Origin of the sequence: Candidatus Filomicrobium marinum (genome assembly GCF_000981545.1) — a bacterium.
Taxonomy (GTDB): domain Bacteria; phylum Pseudomonadota; class Alphaproteobacteria; order Rhizobiales; family Hyphomicrobiaceae; genus Filomicrobium; species Filomicrobium insigne.
The window spans coordinates 123,306-141,891 of the sequence record NZ_LN829119.1; the positions used below are offsets into that span (position 1 = coordinate 123,306).

Below are 18,586 nucleotides of genomic sequence, written 5' to 3' on the forward strand. Positions count from 1 at the left end.
TTTACGTATGCGGGAGGACGGATCGGGGCAAGTCGGATGCTCTCAATCTTCCATTTATATCGCGGTCTCAGGAGAAGCGCATGCCAGCAATATACGATGTCGTTGTGCGAGGGGGCACCGTCGTCAACCACGACGGCGAGAGTGTGCGCGACATCGGTATACGCGACGGGCGTATTGTCGAACTCGGTTCGATAGCGGCTGATGCCGCTGGCGAGGTGATCAACGCAAAGGGGCTCACGATTCTCCCTGGTGTTATTGACACACAGGTGCATTTCCGAGAGCCGGGTCTAACGCACAAGGAAGATCTTGAGACGGGTAGCCGCGCGGCCGTGATGGGCGGAGTGACTGCCGTTTTCGAGATGCCAAACACCAATCCCCTGACGACAAGTGCCGAGGCCTTGGCTGATAAGGTTTCGCGCGCGCGCCACCGGATGTTTTGCGACTTTGCTTTCTTCGTCGGTGGAACACGGGAAAATATCGAAGATATTCCTGTGCTTGAGCGATTGCCGGGTTCTGCGGGCATCAAAGTCTTTATGGGCTCCTCGACGGGCAACCTCCTGGTCGAAGACGATCCTTCGCTTGATGACATTATTGCCAAACTCAGCCGGCGCGCGTCGTTTCATGCTGAAGACGAGATGCGGCTCAACGAACGCAAGGATCTCAGGCTGGCAGGTGATCCGAGTTCGCACCCTGTCTGGCGAGATCCGGAAGCCGCTTTGATGGCGACTAAGCGACTTGTCGCGTTAGCGGAGAAGCACAAAAAACGCGTGCATGTGCTCCATATTTCGACGGCCGATGAAATGGCTTTTTTGGCAGACCATAAGGAATGGGCGAGTGTCGAAGTCACACCGCATCATCTGACATTGGTTGCGCCTGATTGTTATGAGCGTCTTGGTACGTATGCGCAGATGAACCCACCGGTGCGGGACGATACGCACAGACAAGGGTTGTGGCGGGGGTTGGCATCCGGTGTCGTTGATGTGCTGGGGTCAGATCACGCCCCGCATGCTCGCGAGGAGAAGGATCACGCCTACCCCGCGTCGCATTCCGGCATGACAGGCGTGCAGACTTTGGTTCCCATGATGTTGGATCATGTGAACGCAGGGCGTTTGTCGCTGCAACGTTTCGTTGATCTGACGAGCCATGGTCCGCAACGTCTTTTCGGAATTCGTGGAAAGGGCCGGATTGCAGTTGGATACGATGCCGACCTAACAATCGTCGACATGAAGCGGCGGGAGACAATCCGGAACGATTGGATCGAAAGCCGGTGCGGTTGGACGCCCTATGATGGCGTGACGGTCACGGGTTGGCCCCTCGGCACGATCGTGCGCGGACATCGCGCCATGTGGGAAGGGGAGCTTGCTCCTGCCGCATCCGGCGAAGCTGTACGCTTCTACGAAGGCTAGCCTCGTTTATCGAGCGATGGGGCTTTCAGAAGCGATTGCGCACGTGACAGCGTATCCGCTTCGCTGACGGGCTTGTCCCAGCGTATGCGCGCGATGCGGGGAAAGCGCATCGCGATGCCGGATTTGTGTCGCGTTGATTTCTGCAGTGCGTCGAAAGCAACCTCGAGCACAAGTTTGGGGGAGACAGCGCGCACGGGACCGAAGCGGTCGGTCGTGTTCGATCTGATGAAGCGATCCAGTTCCAAAAGCTCTGCGTCGGTGAAACCCGAGTAGGCTTTTCCCACGGGGACGAGTTCTGCTCCGTCGTCGGGGGCGTCCCGCCAGACGCCGAACGTGTAATCGGAATAGTACGATGACCGTTTGCCGGAGCCGCGCTGCGCGTACATCAGGACACAATCGAGGGTGAGGGGGGCTCGCTTCCATTTCCACCAATGGCCCCGGGGGCGTCCGGAAAGGTAGGGGCTGTCCTTGCGCTTCAGCATCAATCCCTCGATGCCTTCGGCGCGCGTGTTCTGCCAGAGGTGGGTGAGTTCATCGAAGGTGTTGAAGGGGACGAGCGGGCTCAGGTCTGTCGACAATGGTGGATGCGCTCGATGCCAGTGCTCAAGACGTTTGCGTCGTTCGATGAGCGGCAGGTCGCGCAGATCTTTTTCGTCGATTTGGAGTGAATCGTACAGGCGGATGTGTGCCGGGTAGTCGCGCACCATGCGCGCTGAGACCGTCTTGCGATTGAGGCGTTGCTGGAGATCGTTGAAGGGGGCGACTTCATCCTCGCGGACAACCAATAGCTCGCCGTCCAGAATACAGTTTCGCCCAGTAAAGGCTGTCACAATGTCGGGAAAGCCTGCAGAGATGTCATCGCCGGTTCGGGAGAAGAGACGGACCTCTCCCATCTGGGCTGCGACTTGAACGCGGATTCCATCCCACTTCCATTCTGCGAGCAGATCGTCGGGATCAAGTTTCGTGCGGTCTTCATCCTCGATCGGGTGTGCGAGCATCATCGGGCGGAAGACGGGACGTCCGCCCGGGTCGGGGCGTGGTCCATCGCCGTTTAGCCAGTCGAACAATGCGAGGTAGGGAGCGTCAACTGCGTGCCAGGATTCCTCGATTTCAGAAACGGGCTGCTCGAAGGCTTGGGCTAATGCGAGTTTTGCCAAGCGCGCTGATACGCCAACACGCGGGGCGCCACCGAGGAGTTTGAGAAGTGCAAAACGGCTGGACGGTTCAAGCGCGTCAAGCAGCCCTTTCAGGATTTCTGCGTGGCTCGAGTTGGGTGCGGTCGCGAACGCAGTGACAACGGAGTCAAGAGTTACTCTCGCACCATCGCGTTGGTATTCCGGCCGATCCGGCCATAGCAGTGCGACCGTTTCGGCCGTGTCGCCAACGTAGTCCCGCGACAAGTGATACAGGACCGGATCGACTATATCGGCCAGGATTTCTGGTAGGATCCGCCTTAGTGGGACCCGCAGAGGGAGCCCATCCGTTAGTGCGGCGAGTGCCCAGCCTCTGTCGGGGTCGGAGGTGGTCAGAAAGTAATCCGTCAGCAGAGACAGTTTGCGGTTGCGGCTTTGCGTGAAGGCAAGGCTGTCAACGAGGTTGGCAAAACGCTGCATATGCCCCCTACTCCGCTTCGTCCTCGAAGCCAACCAAGGCGAGCGCCTTGGCCTTGACCCCCATTTGAGACAATTGATGCACGAGGGCGTCATCGCGTCCGTGCGTGACCCAGATTTCCGCGGCGCCGGTTTCTCTGATGGTTCCGATCAATTCCGGCCAATCCGCATGGTCAGATATGACAAGCGGCAGTTCGACGCCGCGTTGCCGGGCCCGCGCACGGATCCGCATCCAGCCACTGGCGAAGGCTGATACCGAATCGGGAAAGCGACGCGACCAGCGATCTCCGAGCGCAGATGGCGGGCACATAATGATGCCTTGTGCGGTACCGCCCGGTTTTTCCGTATCGACGACGCGTAAGTCGCCGAGATCGTGGCCTAGGTCCTTATAGAGATCGCAGAGGCTGACGAGGGCGCCGTGCAGCCATATCGGATCATCGTAGCCTTCTTCACGCAGGAGCTTGATTACCCGCTGGCATTTGCCCAGGCCATAAACGCCTACAAGGTGCGGCCGGTCGGGTTCCAAGCGCAGGGATGCCAGCAATCGTTGAATTTCCTTTTGCGCTACTTCATGACGGAATACCGGAAGTGCGAAGGTCGCTTCGGTGACGAAAACATCGCAGTTTATGGGCTCGAATGCTTCGCACGTCGGGTCTGGGCTGCGCTTATAGTCTCCCGAAATAGCAATGCGACTTCCTTGATACTCGAGTACGACTTGGGCGGATCCCAATATGTGGCCCGCGGGCACGAGTTTCAGGTCGAGACCATTGATACGGTGTGTTTCGCCGTATGCGACCGTTTCGAACCGGCCGACGGCATCGGGACCGTAGCGGAGGCGCATGATCGCTGCGGTTTCGCTCGTTGTCAGAACAGCGTCATGGCCTGCACGGGCGTGATCGGCGTGACCATGGGTGATGACGGCGCGCGGAGTGGGGAGATGGGGATCGATGAAGAAATCGCCGGGTTCGCAATACAGACCCGCGTCCGTTGGATAAAGCCAACGTTCTGCGATGTGAGCCGAGTGTGTCATTACCGAGGGACCAAGTTTGCGTATCAGGCGTCTTGGCTCACTAAACGCGTGAGAGATGCCGGTGGTTCGGTAATCTTGAAACGGATCTTTAGGCGATGATGTCGGGCAGTAACTGATCTTCGATGACTTGGATGCGATCCTTGATTGCGAGTTTTCTCCGTTTCAGCCGTTTGATCAGAAGTTGATCGACCGCAGCCGAGCTTTCGAGCTCAACGATTTCCTCGTCGAGTGCCCGATGTTGCTCTCTCAACTGCACAAGTTCCTCGCGGAGTTCTCGTTCGCGTTCCCGCTGCATTTCACCACGCCGCTTGAGTTTGCCGCCATCAAACACGGCGCGCGCAATATTGTCGCGTTTGCACGATTTCGCAAGCCGTGAACGCGGTTTCTGAGGGGGACCCGAGGCTAGCTAAAGCAGCAATCCGGTTGGGGATAATGTAGGTGCCACCTCCCTTTCGGCGTATTTCGATAGAGACGGGCAAAACTGTTTAACGGCAATTAACGGGAGCGGTAGGGTGGACATAGACAACATGTCACCTATCTGTCACGATAACCATGCCTGAAACCTCAAACGGAGGGTCACGATGTCGCTTGAAGGTCATCTCGCTGAGCTCACAGAGAAGCACCGCCTGCTCGACCGACAGATAAGTGATGAATTGGGGAGACCAGGGTCTGATGACCTGCAGATCAGACGCCTCAAGCGCGAAAAACTGAAGATCAAGGAAGAGATCGAGCGTTTAAAACACGTTACACGCCATTGAAGTTCGAAGCCCCTGTGCGATGCGCCGGGGCTTTCTATTTTTTGCGGATGAACTGATGCGGGGTAATGGTTGCATCGGTTGAATTTCGCTATCGTGCGGTGAGGCGAAGCTGGCCGACATGTAGCGCGTAGCGTCACGTGGGTTCGTTGTGCCTGACGACTGCCCGGTGTGATCGGCTGGCGCTTGCAATCGCTGTGTAATTCGGAATGCTCCTTCAAGAGCGCGCTGTTGATTCGTGGCGCGCGTCAGATGGATCTTGAGGGATGCCGGCACCCAATCCAGTTCGACAAAGAGCGGCTCGCGATAAGCTTGCCGGCCTGTTCGCACACCCATCCAGTGTCTTCATCATTCACTATGCTTGTCAGAGTTTCGATGCGGAAGAGGCGCTGGGGTCACCGTGTGTTACAGCCATAGCGGCTCGGCATCTGGAAAGCGGCGAAACTAGCGTCTTTTCGATTCATATCGAGGCCGAGCTACGAAGGCTTGGTCCGATCCAGGTTCTGAGTCGGATCGAAGAGCTCGAATGCGCGATGCTTGCCAAGTTTTTCGATTTTCTGGCGACCAATCGCATGATGCGGTTCGTGCACTGGAATATGCGCGATGCGATGTACGGTTTTGCCGCTGTCGAACATCGCTATCGGGTGCTCGGGCGAGAACCGTTCTGCTTGCCTGAATCGCAAAAGCTCGATTTGGCTCGCCTTCTTATTGATATGTACGGCAGCGCTTATGTCGAGCGGCCTTATCTGGAAGGGCTTGCGATACGGAATGATCTCGCACTTCAAGGCTTTCTGTCCGGCCCGATCGAAGCAGAGGCATTCGAGCGGGGCAACTATGCGCTCGTTCAGCGTTCTGTGTTGGCCAAGGTGCGGTTGCAGTTCGATATCCTGCATCTTGCCCACGATCGGACGCTAAAGACACGCGCGAATTGGTGGACGCTGAACACGGCGCGCTTGCGAGAGGCCGTTGAGCTGTTTGAGGACAACCCAGTGAAAGCTCTGGCGGGCCTTGGCTTTGCGGGATTAAGCGCGGGGTTTCTGGTTATCTGGCGGCTGTTCTAGAGACCGCCAGTTAGTCAGCCTTCGCAATATCACGCAGTTTGAATTTCTGGATCTTTCCGGTGGGAGTCTTCGGGATTTCAGAGAAGACGACGTAGCGCGGGCACTTGTAATGAGCGAGCCGCTCGCGGCACCATGCGATGATGTCTTCCGCCGTGGTGGATGTCTCCGGCTTCAGCTCAACGAATGCGCAGGGCGTTTCACCCCATTTTTCGTCGGGCTTCGCGACGACGGCGCAATACGCGACAGAGGGATGTTTGTAGATCACGTCTTCGACTTCAATCGAAGAGATGTTTTCGCCGCCGGATATGATGATGTCCTTTGAACGATCCTTCAGCTGGATGTAGCCATCGGGATGCAGGACACCAAGGTCGCCCGAGTGGAACCATCCACCAGCAAATGCTTCTTCGGTCGCTTCGGTGTTTTTCAGGTAGCCTTTCATGACGATGTTGCCACGGAACATGACCTCGCCAAGCGATTCTCCATCCGCGGGAACCTGTTGCATGGTCAGAGGATCGAGCACCGTGAGTCCTTCGAGCGCAACGTAACGGACACCCTGGCGTACGCGCTTTTGTGCGATGGCTTCCGGGCTGAGATTATCCCACTCAGAATTCCACTCGTTGATTGTTGCCGGCCCGTAGGTCTCGGTGAGCCCATAAAGGTGCGTTAGATCAAAGCCTGCTTCGACCATGCGGTCGAGAACTGCCTGTGGTGGAGGTGCTGCGGCGTGATTGAAGGCGACGCGGTGGGTAATTTCGCGCTTTTCATCCGGGTTTGCGTTCAACAGCGTCGACATCACAATCGGAGCGCCGGAGAGATGAGTGACGCGGTGGTCGGCGATGGCGTCGTACATACCTTTAGCGCGGACCCATCTCAGGCAAACGTGCGTTCCTGCAACGGCGGAAAGCGACCACGGGAAACACCAGCCGTTGCAATGGAACATTGGCAGGGTCCAGAGGTAGACGGGATGCGCCTGCATGCCGGTTGCCAGCGTGTTTGCATAGCACATCAGGGCGGCGCCGCGATGATGGTAGACGACGCCTTTGGGGTTGCCGGTGGTGCCAGATGTGTAGTTGAGGGCGATGGCGTCCCACTCGTCGTCCGGCATCTTCCATTGGAAGCTCGGATCACCCTTCGCGATGAATTCCTCATAATCCGTATAGGACAGAGGCTCGCCATCCTGGGGGAATTCCAGATCGTTGTAGTCGATGACAAGTGGTTTCACTGTTGCGAGCGTCAAAGCTTCTCGCGCTACGGCAGCGAACTCGCGGTCGACAATCAATACCTTGGCTTCGGCATGGTCGAGTTGGAACGCAATAACGCTGGCGTCGAGCCTGGTGTTGATCGAGTGAAGGACGGCGCCGATCATTGGGACGCCGTAGTGTGCCTCAAGCATTGGCGGCGTGTTGGCCAGCATTACGGATACAGTGTCCCCCTTGCCGATGTAGCGTGTTGCAAGGGCGGAAGCGAGTTGCCGGCTACGGGCGTAAAAATCGGCATATGACGTACGTTGCTTGCCATGAATGATGGCGGTGTGCCGGGGATAAACGAGCGCCGCGCGTGACAAGAATGTGAGCGGCGTCAGCGGCTGGTAATTGGCTGCATTCTTGTCGAGGTTCTGCTCAAAAGGATTGGCGGACATCTTTCACCAGGGTCAGTATGTTCGATTCAAATAAGCCCAGTTATCTAACCGAGCATGGACAGGGCGTTCCGGCGTTAGGGGCGTGTGGTTTTGTCATTCACCCGTGGAGTTATCAATGCACGAGGTGTCGTTTTCCGGCAATATGACCAGTGCATTGAGCGTCTCTTCAAGGTTGGGGTGAGGCGATTGAGGACACGTGCGATAAATCTGTGATATACATTTCCATACTCTCAAGGTGGCAATTGCCGTGTTATGAATACGTGATATTTTTGGAATTGTGCGCGTCGGCTTAGGATGGCGGAGACGTAGCAATGAGCAGTCCGAGCAGATTAGACAGCATAGGTCTCTGGATACTTATGACACTTATCGCTCTTACCCCATTGCTCATTGAGTAATTTGGAGCGGGTTGGCGGCCTTGAGTGTGATGAATGCAAGCTGGTTGCGCTGTCTGATGGTCTTTCGCCTGACAGGCGTTCGTCAAAGCAGCGCACTGACGGCATCCCAAATCAGCTTAAGCGAAATCAAAAGCAGGCATGCATAGGCGATTCGGTAGAAGGGCTCCTGTGGAATTCTGCGTGTCAGCCATACACCGATAAGTGTCGCTATGGGGGCTAACGGCAAGAGCACCGCCATTGTGGACATGTTTGCCAAGCTGAATTGGCCTAGAGCTGCATAAGGGATGACCTTCACGAGGTTCACCGTCGTAAAGAACATGACGGAAGTCGCCACAAAGACGGCGTTCGGCAGCCGTTGTGGCAGCATGTAGACCTGAAACGGCGCCGAGCCAGCGTGACTGACGAAGCTGGTGAATCCGGCCACGACACCCCAAAATGAACCCTTGAGAACGTTCGGGCCTTTGGCTGATTCTGTGCGTCTATGCAACTTTATCCAATAGTCGAGGCTAAAGACGAGCCCTACGACTCCAACGATAAGCCGCACATGAGATTCGGTTACGATGGCGGCAGTGGCCCAACCTATGCCGACGCCAATTACCGCGGCCGGTAGCAGGATGCGCAAGTTCACCGGGTCGAATTCTCGCCTGTAGGCGTAGACGCCGATCAAATCCATGACAATCAGGATTGGAAGCATGATGGCAGCAGCTTCGACGGGAGAAATGGCCAAGGCCATGATCGGCACTGAGAACCCGCCGAGGCTGCCTAAGAAGCCGCCCTTGGCGAGCCCCATCAGGAAAACTGCGGGAATTGCTACAGCGTAAAAGTAGGGGTCGGTGATCATCGGCTCTTGGCGAGGCGGCACGTGTGCCTGAGCATTGGGTGACGTATCTCTGGGTGTGCGTGTTGCGACGTCGGGAAGGCGCAGAAATTATTGCGCTTGAGGGGTGCGCAGTGCTCTCATAGCGGAATAATCAAACAATTCCCATGGGAGCGCGCCGTAATGACATCCTCGCAGAGCCGTTATTTTGAGGTGTACGACTCGTGGAAGAGGGATCCTGAAGGTTTTTGGGCCGAGGCAGCCAAGGACATCTCCTGGTATCGTCTTTGGGACAAAGTACACGATCCCTACGCGGGGCATCATGGGGCGTGGTTCGCTGGGGCCGAGTGCAATACCGCTTACAACTGTCTTGACCGTCATGTCGAAGCGGGACGCGGTGATCAAACGGCTCTCATCTACGACAGCCCGGTTACGGGAACCGTCAAAACGTTCTCCTACACTGAACTGACGGCAGAAGTTGCACGCTTGGCGCATGTCCTCATCGAACTTGGGGTCAGGACCGGCGACAGGGTCGTCATTTATATGCCGATGATCCCGGAAGCGGTTATCTCCATGTTGGCGTGCGCCCGCATCGGGGCTGTTCATTCGGTGGTTTTTGGCGGTTTCGCAGCGGCTGAATTGGCAACCCGTATCGATGATTCCAAACCTGTTGCTATTCTCTCTACGTCCTGCGGGATCGAAGGCAGCCGTGTTGTTCCCTACAAACCGCTTATTGATGCTGCGATTGAACGTGCGCAACACAAACCGCGTTATTGTCTCATTCTCAAGCGGCCGATGGCAGAAGCCACTTTGGTTCCCGGTCGCGATCTCGATTGGCAGGAAATGCTCGAGCGTGGGAATGGGGCGACTGTCGGTCCCGTCGCAGTAAAGGCGACCGATCCGCTTTACGTACTTTACACATCCGGTACGACTGGAAAGCCAAAAGGGGTCGTTCGCGATAACGGCGGCCACATGGTGGCTCTAAAATGGACGATGCCCAATTTCTACGACATCGCACCTGGTGAGGTTTTCTGGGCGGCTTCCGATGTTGGCTGGGTCGTGGGGCATTCGTACGTCTGTTATGCGCCGCTGCTTCACGGTGCGACGACGCTGGTCTATGAGGGCAAGCCTGTCGGGACACCGGATGCGGGTGCTTTTTGGCGCGTGATTTCCCAGCACAAAGTGTCCGCTTTGTTTACGGCTCCGACGGCATTCCGCGCAATTAAGAAGGAAGATCCGGAAGGCAACCTTGTTCGGGACTATGATCTCTCAAGTCTGCGTACTCTCTTTCTTGCCGGCGAGCGAGCTGATCCGGAAACCCTGAAATGGGCTGAAACCAAGCTGCAAGTTCCTGTGATTGATCACTGGTGGCAGACGGAAACGGGTTGGGCGATTGCCGGCAATCCGGTTGGGCTCGGACTGTTGCCAGTCAAGTATGGTTCTCCGACAGTGCCGATGCCGGGCTATGCTCTCGACGTGTTGGACGAGGTGGGAAATTTGCTACCGTGCGGCAAGCAAGGGACTATCGCGATCAAACTGCCGTTGCCCCCAGGATGTTTGCCCACGCTTTGGCAGGATGATCAGCGTTTTCGCAGCAGCTATCTCACGCAGTTTCCGGGGTACTATTCGACCTCAGACGCCGGGTTCCTTGACGAAGACGGTTACGTTTATGTGATGGCGCGTACGGATGACGTTATCAACGTCGCTGGGCATCGTCTCTCGACGGGACAGATGGAAGAGGTCGTCGCGCAGCACAAAGATGTTGCCGAGTGTGCGGTGATTGGCGTTCAAGACTCGCTCAAAGGGCAACTTCCCGTGGGGTTTGTTGTGTTGAACGCCGGTGTGGATCGGGAGGCTTCCGAAGTGGAGGCCGAGGTCGTCCAACTCGTGCGGGACGTCATCGGCCCGGTCGCGGCTTTCAAGACCGTAATGGTGGTCAATCGTCTTCCGAAGACGCGTTCGGGCAAGATACTGCGCGGAACGATGCGGCAGATGGCTGACGGACAGGCCTGGGCGATGCCCGCCACCATCGATGACCCGGCGATCCTTGAAGAGATAAAAGCTGTTCTGGAGCTGCGGGGGCTAGCGCAGGCCAAAATTGTTTAGGCCGCAAATATCGACCGCTTTAAGGAACTCACGAATCGCGAGGCTCTGAATCTTCTTCATCTTCTTCTTCAGTCTCTGAATCCTCGTCAGTCCCTGAGCCCTCATCAGAGGAAGCTTCGGGCGTTTCCTCAGATTTTTCGTCTTCGCCCTCTTCTTCTTCGTCTTCGTCGGACGTATTGCCGCCGGAGAGCTGTTGAAGCTTCGCAAACATGCGTGCCTCTTCCTCGCTCTCGGATTCGTCGGCTGGAGCCGGAGTCTCGTTGAGGTCGGTCGTTTCGTCAGTCGGCAACAGGCTGCCACCTGGCTCCAGCGGAAGACCGGCGGCTTCACGTTCCTTAGCGGTGCGTTTCGCGGCCTTCTGGACCTCATTGTCGAGATCGATCTGGGAGCACAGGCCGAGGGTTACCGGATCCTGCGGAACCAAGTTGGCCGAATTCCAGTGTGTGCGATCGCGAATCTGGGCGATGGTCGGCTTAGTGGTGCCGACGAGGCGCATGATCTGGCTGTCTTTGAGCTCCGGATGGTTGCGCAATAGCCAGAGGACGGCATTCGGCCGATCGTGACGACGCGAGACAGGTGTATAGCGCGGACCTTTTTTTCGAGTCGCGACCTGCGGCATGTTGACCTTGGGTTCAGCCAATCTCAGGCGATGATTGGGGTCCTCTTCGCCGCGCACGATCTCATCGCGCGTCAATTGGCCGGAGGTAATGGGGTCCATTCCCTTGATGCCCTGCGCCACATCGTCGTCGGCAATGCCCTTGACCTCGAGCACGTGTAGTCCGCAGAACTCGGCAATCTGCTCAAACGTCAGGGCGGTATTGTCGACCAGCCAAACGGCAGTGGCCTTGGGCATCAACGGCTTACGATCGCTCATAAGAGTTTCTCCGGTCCGCGCGCGGTGGAGACGTCCGCGCGGGCCAATAGGCTGAATGAATTAACGGGAGGATCTGCACAATACATTGAATACTTAGCGCATTGCAACAGCTGGCGTCGGAGGTGGATGCAACAGCACGCCGCGCGTTGCCTGTGAGACCAAACCCAATAAGCGGAAATATAGTGCGGAATGGCCCTTTGTGCCTATTCCAGCTCTGTAACTTTTTTGGTCAATGACGTGTGAATGAGCGTGTTGCTCGTATGCGAAGCGGCCATTAGGGTGCGCGGGCTAAATCGCGGTGCGAATGCATCGACAGCTAAGGTGCAGGCACCGAAAAGGGCATTGATGACGGTGGTGACACGAAAAGCATATTACTTCGAGGACCTCGAGCTCGGCATGGAGGCCACCTTCGAGAAAACGGTTCAAGAGGCTGACATCGCGGCGTTCGCGGAGGTCTCGGGCGATCGCAACCCGGTGCATCTGGATCGTGAATACGCCGCCACAACAATCTTCAAAGAGCCCATAGCCCACGGGTTATTGACGGCCAGCTACATTTCGACGGTCTTTGGCATGGAGATGCCCGGGCCAGGCGCGATCTATGTCTCCCAGACGCTCAACTTCAAAGCCCCTGTACGGATTGGTGATACCGTGACGGCGAAGGTCGTCGTTGTTGATCTCGTCCCATCCAAGAAGCGCGCGCGATTCGATTGCACCTGTTCTGTTAACGGCAAAGTTGTTCTCGATGGCGAGGCGATGATGATGGTGCCGGGACGCCCGGAGTAGTTTGCGTCCCCACAGCGGTGACGTGCTGTAAGGGTTATTCACGCTGACGCGCACATTGGTGTGCTGATGAATGGGAACAGGCCGCATGCTGGTGGTTCACGGTAGTCTTCCGGTGCCGGACGTTGCACGAGGCGCCGTGCTGGCGATCGGCAACTTCGACGGCGTGCATCGCGGACACAAGGCGCTTCTTGCAGAGGCCGTGAAGACGGCCAAGGCGTTGTCGCGGAAGGCGGGTGCGGTCATCTTTGAGCCGCAGCCGCGCGAGTTTTTTCATCCCGAAGAGGCGCATTTCCGCCTGACACCGCTCTCGGAAAAATTGCGGTTGCTTGAGCTGTTCGGGCTCGATCTTGTCGCTGTTCTCGACTTCAATGCTGAGCTCGCCGGCTTGTCGGCGGATCAGTTCGTCGAAACAATTCTCGTCAGGACTTATGACGTCGCGCATGTGGTAATCGGCTACGATTTTCGCTTCGGCAAGGCCCGTGCGGGCACGCCTGAGTCATTGTGTCAGGCTGGGGAGAAACACGGATTTGGCGTGAGCGTGATCAATCAGCAAGCCGAGGAGGGCGAAGTTTTTTCTTCGACTGCCATTCGGCTGCATCTGGCTCAAGGCGATGTTCGTGGGGCTGCGCATGCGCTGGGCCATTGGTGGCGCGTTGCCGCACCAGTCATCAGTGGACAAAAGCTTGGGACCGAGCTGGGATTTCCGACGGCAAACGTTGAGTTGCCGCGCGGGACAGCTCTACGACACGGCATTTACGCCGCGCGTGTGGTCATCGGTGACGAAATACACGATGGCGCAGCTTATTTCGGAACTCGACCGAGTGCCGATGACGGTCCCGTTCGGCTAGAGGTCTTTATCCTGGATTTTCAGGGCGATCTTTATGATCGTGAAATTGCCATCGAGTTCGTTGATTTCATACGTGAAGATAAGCGGTTTGAAACCTTCGATGCGCTGAAGGCGCAAATTGTCGAAGATTGCGTGCAGGCCCGTGCGATCCTGTCGGCCGTGCGTGAAAAGCCGCCGATTATTTAGATTTTTTAGATACATAAGGAATGCGGGTCACGTGGAAGACCAGCTCCCGTTTTTGTTGGCGATCGCCATCATCACATTAGCGGCCGTTACGGCCGGTCTTTTTATGGCTTGGCTCAAGCAGCCGCCGATGGTGGGCTATATTCTGGCAGGCGTAGCGCTTGGTCCGGCTGGTGTCGGATTTATGCCGCAAGTGGATGCGGTGCCCTTGGCGGCTGAATTCGGCGTGCTGTTTCTCCTGTTCGTCATCGGCATGGAAGTCAGCCTAAAGGCGTTCATCGATGATCTTCGGCCCGCCGTTTTGACGGTGGCGGGGCAGATCATCGTAGCATTCGGTGCGCTAGCGCTTTTTGGCGTTATCCTTGAGTGGCGTCCCGAACAGATCGTTCTGATGACCTTTGTTGTCACCATGTCATCGACGGCTGTCGCATTGAAGCTGTTGGATGACCTTGGCGAATTGCGCACGGACCTCGGGCGTATCGTCGTCGCGGTTATGATCGCGCAGGATATCGCCATCGTGCCGATGTTGGTCATCGCGAACTCGTTCGTACCTGGGGCGTCGTTGGAGCTTTCAACGCTCCTTAAGGTCGTTGGTGCGTTCGCAGGGTTGGCCCTTTTCATCCGCATATTCGGCAAGGGCGGGAAGCTGCCGTTCCCTTGGCAGGAGAATATCCTGGGGCGCGTAGAGTTGGTTACGCTTGTTGCGCTCCTCATTTGCTGCACAGCCGCCGTGCTTACGGGCGTTGCGGGAATGTCGCCGGCTTATGGAGCGTTTCTTGCGGGGTTGCTGATCGGCAAAACAACACTTCGCACAGAGGCGATACGCGCGATGGAGCCGATCCAAGGCGTTCTGATGGTGTTGTTTTTTGTGGCCATCGGCCTCTTGCTCGACGTCGAGTTCATCATTGAGAATGCCGGTCTGGTAGCGGTCTTCGTGGTTGGGACGCTTCTGCTGAAATCCGTCGCCAACATTGTCATCCTTCATCGCGTCGGCTTGCCGTGGAAAACGGCTTATCAGGCCGGTCTCGTGATGGGCCAGATCGGAGAGTTTTCGTTTGTGCTGGCCGCTGTTGGCTTGGCGAATCAGGTTTTCGATCCTGTCGGCTACAAGCTTGCTATCTCGGTTATTGTGCTCTCACTCCTGTTCAGTCCGCTTTGGACGTTTGCAGTGCGTCGCGTGCACGAATCAACAGAGCGACGCATTGCGACGCTGGGATATGGCGTCTTTCACCCGACTGCGCGGGACGGTGGTGACATGGAAGTGAAAACCGATTGGGCCGTGCCGTCGCTCGACCTCGGACCGGTCAAAACCCGGCGCGGTCGCTCAGGCCCGTCTCCGCGGCGTTGAACCGTGCGATTTACCAAGCGAATTCCTAATGTGCCGATATGGTGCTGGTACAGCGGCGGCAGCGTTGCTAGAAGGCGGCTAACCCATAAACACTGGAAAGAACGCCGCCCGGCGTGAAGGACAAATGGCGAAACAGACTGGCCAAGGCGATAACGAAGGCGCGACGACCACGGAAGCACGCGACTGGTCGAAAACACTCTATCTGCCGAAGACTGACTTTCCCATGAAGGCGGGCTTGCCGAAACTTGAGCCCCGATTGCTCGAGCGTTGGGAGCGGATCGGGCTTTATGACAAGCTGCGCGCGGAGGCGAAGGAACGGCACAAGTTCGTGCTGCACGATGGCCCTCCATATGCCAACGGCAACATTCATATCGGGCACGCGCTGAACAAGATCCTCAAGGATCTCGTGGTCAAGAGCCAGCAGATGCTGGGGCACGATTCGAACTATGTGCCGGGCTGGGACTGCCACGGCCTGCCGATCGAATGGAAGATCGAGGAGCAGTATCGTGCCAAGGGCCGGAACAAGGACGAAGTGCCGGTCAATGAGTTCCGTGCTGAATGCCGGGCCTTTGCTGCGAAGTGGCTCGACGTGCAGCGCGAGGAATTCAAACGACTGGGCGTGATCGGCGATTGGGAACATCCCTATTCGACGATGGCGTTTCCCGCTGAGGCGACGATCGCCAACGAGTTGATGAAGTTCGCGCGCAGCGGTCAGCTCTATCGCGGCTCGAAGCCGGTGATGTGGTCGGTCGTCGAGAAGACGGCGCTCGCGGAAGCGGAAGTTGAGTACCAGGACTATCAGTCCGACACGATCTGGGTGAAGTTTCCGATCATCAGTGTTGGGGAGTCTGGAGATGATCCCGTCTCGCAAAAGCTGCTGTCGTCATCGGTCGTCATCTGGACAACAACGCCGTGGACGATTCCTGGGAACCGCGCGATCTCGTATTCGTCGAAAATCGCATATGGGCTCTACGAAGTTACGGCAGCGCCGGAAGGCAATTGGGCCAAATCCGGTGACACGTTTGTACTTGCGGACAAGCTTGCAGCTGACGTGATGAAGGCTGCCAAGGTTGAAAGCTCTGAACGGCTCGGTGACGTGGATTTTGCCAAATTGGGTGGTGCGCAGATTTGTGCGCATCCGCTTCGCGGCAAGGGCTACGATTTCGATGTCCCGCTGCTCGATGGTGACCATGTTACCGATGATACAGGAACCGGCTTCGTACATACGGCGCCGGGACATGGTGCGGACGACTACAACATCTGGACGGCGCGGCAGAAGTCTCTACGGGACCGCGACATCGACACGACGATCCCGTTCACGGTCGATGCGGACGGTGTGCTGACGGATCAAGCGCCTGGGTTCACGGGCAAACGTGTGCTCAAGGAAAACGGCGATAAGGGCGATGCCAACGACGCCGTCATCAAAGCGCTCGCAGAGGCGGGTGCGCTGATCGCGCGCGGCCGCCTCAAGCACCAGTATCCGCATTCGTGGCGGTCGAAGAAGCCGGTCATTTTCCGCAATACACCGCAGTGGTTCATTGCCATGGACCGACCTCTTGCGGCTGCCGGCAACAAGTCGTTGCGCGAGACGGCGCTGGAGGAGATCAAGCGCGTTGAGTGGGTGCCGGCTGCTGGTGAGAACCGCATCACAGGCATGATCGTCAACCGCCCGGATTGGGTGGTTTCGCGTCAGCGCGCGTGGGGCGTGCCGATCACGGTCTTCCGCAACACGGAAACCGATGAAATTATTCCCGGCCCCGGCTTTGCGAAATCGGACGAACTGCAAAAGCGGATCGCCGATGCTTTTGCGGAAAAAGGCGCGGACGTCTGGTTTGAAGAGGGGGCGAAAGAGCGTTTCCTCGATGGTCTCGTCGACGATCCGAGCGCGTGGGAGCAGGTGCGTGACGTTCTGGATGTGTGGTTCGACTCCGGTTCCACGCACGCGTTCACAATGGAAGACCCCGTGCATTTTCCGGGACTCGCCAATATCCATCGGGCTTCCGCCGGTGGCCATGATCGTGTGATGTACCTTGAGGGGTCGGATCAGCACCGCGGCTGGTTCCATTCCTCGCTTCTGGAAAGCTGCGGTACGCGGGGGCATGCGCCTTATGACGTCGTCCTGACCCATGGCTTCGTGCTCGATGAGAAGAGCGCGAAGATGTCCAAGTCGGCGGGCAATGTAACCGCGCCGCAGGACGTCATGGACAAGTCGGGTGCTGATATCCTGCGCTTGTGGGTGGCGGCTTCGGACTATTCCGACGATCTGCGTATTGGTCCCGAGATCCTCAAGACATTCTCTGAGACCTATCGGAAAATGCGCAACACCATCCGTTGGATGTTGGGGGCGCTCTCGCATTTCCGCGAGGAAGATCGCGTTGAAATTGCCGATATGCCCGAGCTCGAAAAGCTGATGCTGCACCGGCTGTCCGAGATGGGGCCAGAGGTGCGGACGGCTTATGCGGAGTACGATTTCCGGAAGGTTGTTTATCTGCTCGCGCAATTCCTGAACACGGATCTATCGGCATTCTACTTCGATATCCGGAAGGATGCGCTTTACTGTGATGCGCCTTCCAGTATGCGCCGACGTGCGGCTCTCAGTGTTATCGATGAGATCTTCAAGGCGACGACGCTTTGGCTTGCTCCGATCCTGTCGTTTACGGCGGAGGAAGCTTGGTTGGAGCGGTATCCGTCCGAAGACAGCTCGGTTCACCTGCAAGACTTTCCGATGATTTCGCGGCTTTGGCGGAATGAAGCGGTTGATGAAAAGTGGGACCACATCCGAAAGGTGCGCCGGGTGGTGACAGGGGCGTTGGAATTGGAGCGCGCGGCGAAACGCATTGGCTCCAGTCTCGAAGCGGCTCCCGTCGTCTATGTCGACAACGCGGATACCTTGGCTGCGCTGCGTGATGTAGACCTCGCGGAGGCCTTTATCACGAGTGGGGCAGAACTGGTCAGTGGTTCAGCGCCGGAAGATGCTTTCAAGCTCCCCGACGTTGCCGGTGTGGGTGTCGTGCCGAAGCGTGCTGAGGGACGCAAATGCGCGCGCTCATGGCGTATTACTGACGATGTCGGATCTGATCCTGCCTATCCCGATCTTTCGGCGCGGGATGCCGCCGCGATGCGTGAGATAGATGCTGCTGGCGCAGGCCAGAGTTAGGTTAGGGCGTGTGGTGATGACGGGCGATCAACACTCCGGTGGATGGTTTTGGGGCGCGTTCTCGCGGTGGACGCTGTGGGCGGCGCTCATCACCTTGGTGGCCGACCAAGTAAGCAAGTGGTGGATTATCGCCCACTACAACCTAGAAGAGCGAGGGCGGGTTGTCGTGCTCCCGTTTCTCGATCTGGTCTTCGTGAAGAATACCGGTGTGAGCTACTCTATGCTCGATATGGCTCATCCGGCTTGGCAGGCCACTTTGGCGGCATTTGCTGCCGTGGCCAGCATAGCGCTGTGGATATGGTCAGCGCGTTCCACCGGGAGCGCCGTTCTCGCTCTAAGCCTAGGTCTGATCATCGGAGGAGCGATTGGAAATGGCATCGATCGGCTGGTGATCGGGGGCGTAGCCGACTTTGTTTCGCTGCATGCCTTCGGCTTCTACTGGTATGTCTTCAATGTCGCAGATGTCGCTATAGTTGCTGGGGTAATCGGCCTCTTGTATGATTTCTGGGCAACGAGTCGCAAAGACGCCGCAAAGACGTCATAGCGCTCGATGCTGCAGAGGTTGGGCCGGGGCT

Annotated in this window: 14 protein-coding genes and 1 pseudogene; 9 read left to right on the plus strand and 6 right to left on the minus strand. The window is 57.3% G+C overall.

Features of this window, described 5'->3' with window-relative positions:
- Positions 1–80: 80 nt before the first annotated feature.
- A complete protein-coding gene (locus YBN1229_RS00610) occupies positions 81–1,406 on the plus strand; it encodes a dihydroorotase (RefSeq protein WP_046475405.1) in 1,326 nt (441 codons plus the stop codon).
- Here the strand turns inward: YBN1229_RS00610 and YBN1229_RS00615 are convergent.
- The 3 genes from YBN1229_RS00615 to YBN1229_RS00625 all read right to left on the minus strand — a co-directional run bounded on the left by YBN1229_RS00615 (position 1,403) and on the right by YBN1229_RS00625 (position 4,341).
- Positions 1,403–3,019 (minus strand): cisplatin damage response ATP-dependent DNA ligase, encoded by a 1,617-nt coding sequence (locus tag YBN1229_RS00615; RefSeq protein ID WP_046475409.1) that lies wholly within the window; start codon positions 3,017–3,019, stop codon positions 1,403–1,405. The two genes, YBN1229_RS00610 and YBN1229_RS00615, sit on opposite strands and share 4 nt — an antisense overlap.
- A 7-nt stretch (positions 3,020–3,026) precedes the next feature.
- The gene (locus YBN1229_RS00620; protein WP_046475414.1) at positions 3,027–4,046 is read right to left on the minus strand and encodes a ligase-associated DNA damage response exonuclease; all 1,020 of its coding nucleotides are present in this window, start codon (positions 4,044–4,046) and stop codon (positions 3,027–3,029) included.
- Between the two features lie 88 nt (positions 4,047–4,134).
- Entirely contained in the window at positions 4,135–4,341 is a 207-nt protein-coding gene (locus YBN1229_RS00625) for a YdcH family protein (RefSeq protein ID WP_046479752.1), read from the minus strand.
- Positions 4,342–4,627: 286 nt separating this feature from the next.
- Here YBN1229_RS00625 and YBN1229_RS00630 point away from each other — a divergent pair, with 286 nt between their 5' ends.
- Together YBN1229_RS00630 and YBN1229_RS00635 are read left to right on the plus strand one after the other, a co-directional pair.
- On the plus strand, positions 4,628–4,804 hold the full coding sequence (locus YBN1229_RS00630) for a YdcH family protein (protein ID WP_076605261.1): 177 nt from the start codon (positions 4,628–4,630) through the stop codon (positions 4,802–4,804).
- A 263-nt stretch (positions 4,805–5,067) separates the two neighbouring features.
- Positions 5,068–5,862 (plus strand): hypothetical protein, encoded by a 795-nt coding sequence (locus YBN1229_RS00635; protein ID WP_046475419.1) that lies wholly within the window; start codon positions 5,068–5,070, stop codon positions 5,860–5,862.
- 10 nt (positions 5,863–5,872) lie between these two features.
- On the opposite strand, the gene YBN1229_RS00640 is transcribed toward YBN1229_RS00635, so the two are convergent.
- Positions 5,873–7,501: an acyl-CoA synthetase gene (locus YBN1229_RS00640; protein WP_046475425.1), complete on the minus strand. Its 1,629-nt coding sequence runs from the start codon at positions 7,499–7,501 to the stop codon at positions 5,873–5,875.
- 477 nt (positions 7,502–7,978) lie between these two features.
- Complete coding sequence (locus YBN1229_RS00645; protein WP_046475431.1) at positions 7,979–8,737, minus strand: sulfite exporter TauE/SafE family protein; 759 nt, start codon at positions 8,735–8,737, stop codon at positions 7,979–7,981.
- 159 nt (positions 8,738–8,896) lie between these two features.
- Between YBN1229_RS00645 and YBN1229_RS00650 the strand changes: the two genes are divergently transcribed.
- Positions 8,897–10,819, plus strand: coding sequence for a propionyl-CoA synthetase (locus YBN1229_RS00650; protein WP_046475436.1), 1,923 nt, complete (start codon positions 8,897–8,899; stop codon positions 10,817–10,819).
- A gap of 151 nt (positions 10,820–10,970) precedes the next feature.
- Here YBN1229_RS00650 and YBN1229_RS00655 read toward each other — a convergent pair.
- Positions 10,971–11,693 (minus strand): annotated as a pseudogene (locus tag YBN1229_RS00655) (DUF1013 domain-containing protein); the annotation flags it as partial.
- A 345-nt stretch (positions 11,694–12,038) separates the two neighbouring features.
- Between YBN1229_RS00655 and YBN1229_RS00660 the strand changes: the two are divergent.
- From YBN1229_RS00660 to lspA, 5 genes are all read left to right on the plus strand, one after another.
- Positions 12,039–12,476 carry a MaoC family dehydratase gene (locus YBN1229_RS00660; protein ID WP_046475440.1) on the plus strand — a complete coding sequence of 146 codons (438 nt, stop codon included), beginning with the start codon at positions 12,039–12,041 and terminating at the stop codon, positions 12,474–12,476.
- A gap of 85 nt (positions 12,477–12,561) precedes the next feature.
- Positions 12,562–13,509 (plus strand): bifunctional riboflavin kinase/FAD synthetase, encoded by a 948-nt coding sequence (locus YBN1229_RS00665; protein ID WP_046475443.1) that lies wholly within the window; start codon positions 12,562–12,564, stop codon positions 13,507–13,509.
- A 31-nt stretch (positions 13,510–13,540) separates the two neighbouring features.
- On the plus strand, positions 13,541–14,854 hold the full coding sequence (locus YBN1229_RS00670) for a cation:proton antiporter (RefSeq protein WP_052743582.1): 1,314 nt from the start codon (positions 13,541–13,543) through the stop codon (positions 14,852–14,854).
- Positions 14,855–14,978: 124 nt separating this feature from the next.
- Positions 14,979–18,011, plus strand: coding sequence for an isoleucine--tRNA ligase (ileS, locus tag YBN1229_RS00675; RefSeq protein ID WP_046475448.1), 3,033 nt, complete (start codon positions 14,979–14,981; stop codon positions 18,009–18,011).
- A 16-nt stretch (positions 18,012–18,027) separates the two neighbouring features.
- Positions 18,028–18,555: a signal peptidase II gene (gene lspA, locus YBN1229_RS00680; protein WP_046475451.1), complete on the plus strand. Its 528-nt coding sequence runs from the start codon at positions 18,028–18,030 to the stop codon at positions 18,553–18,555.
- Positions 18,556–18,586 lie beyond the last annotated feature (31 nt).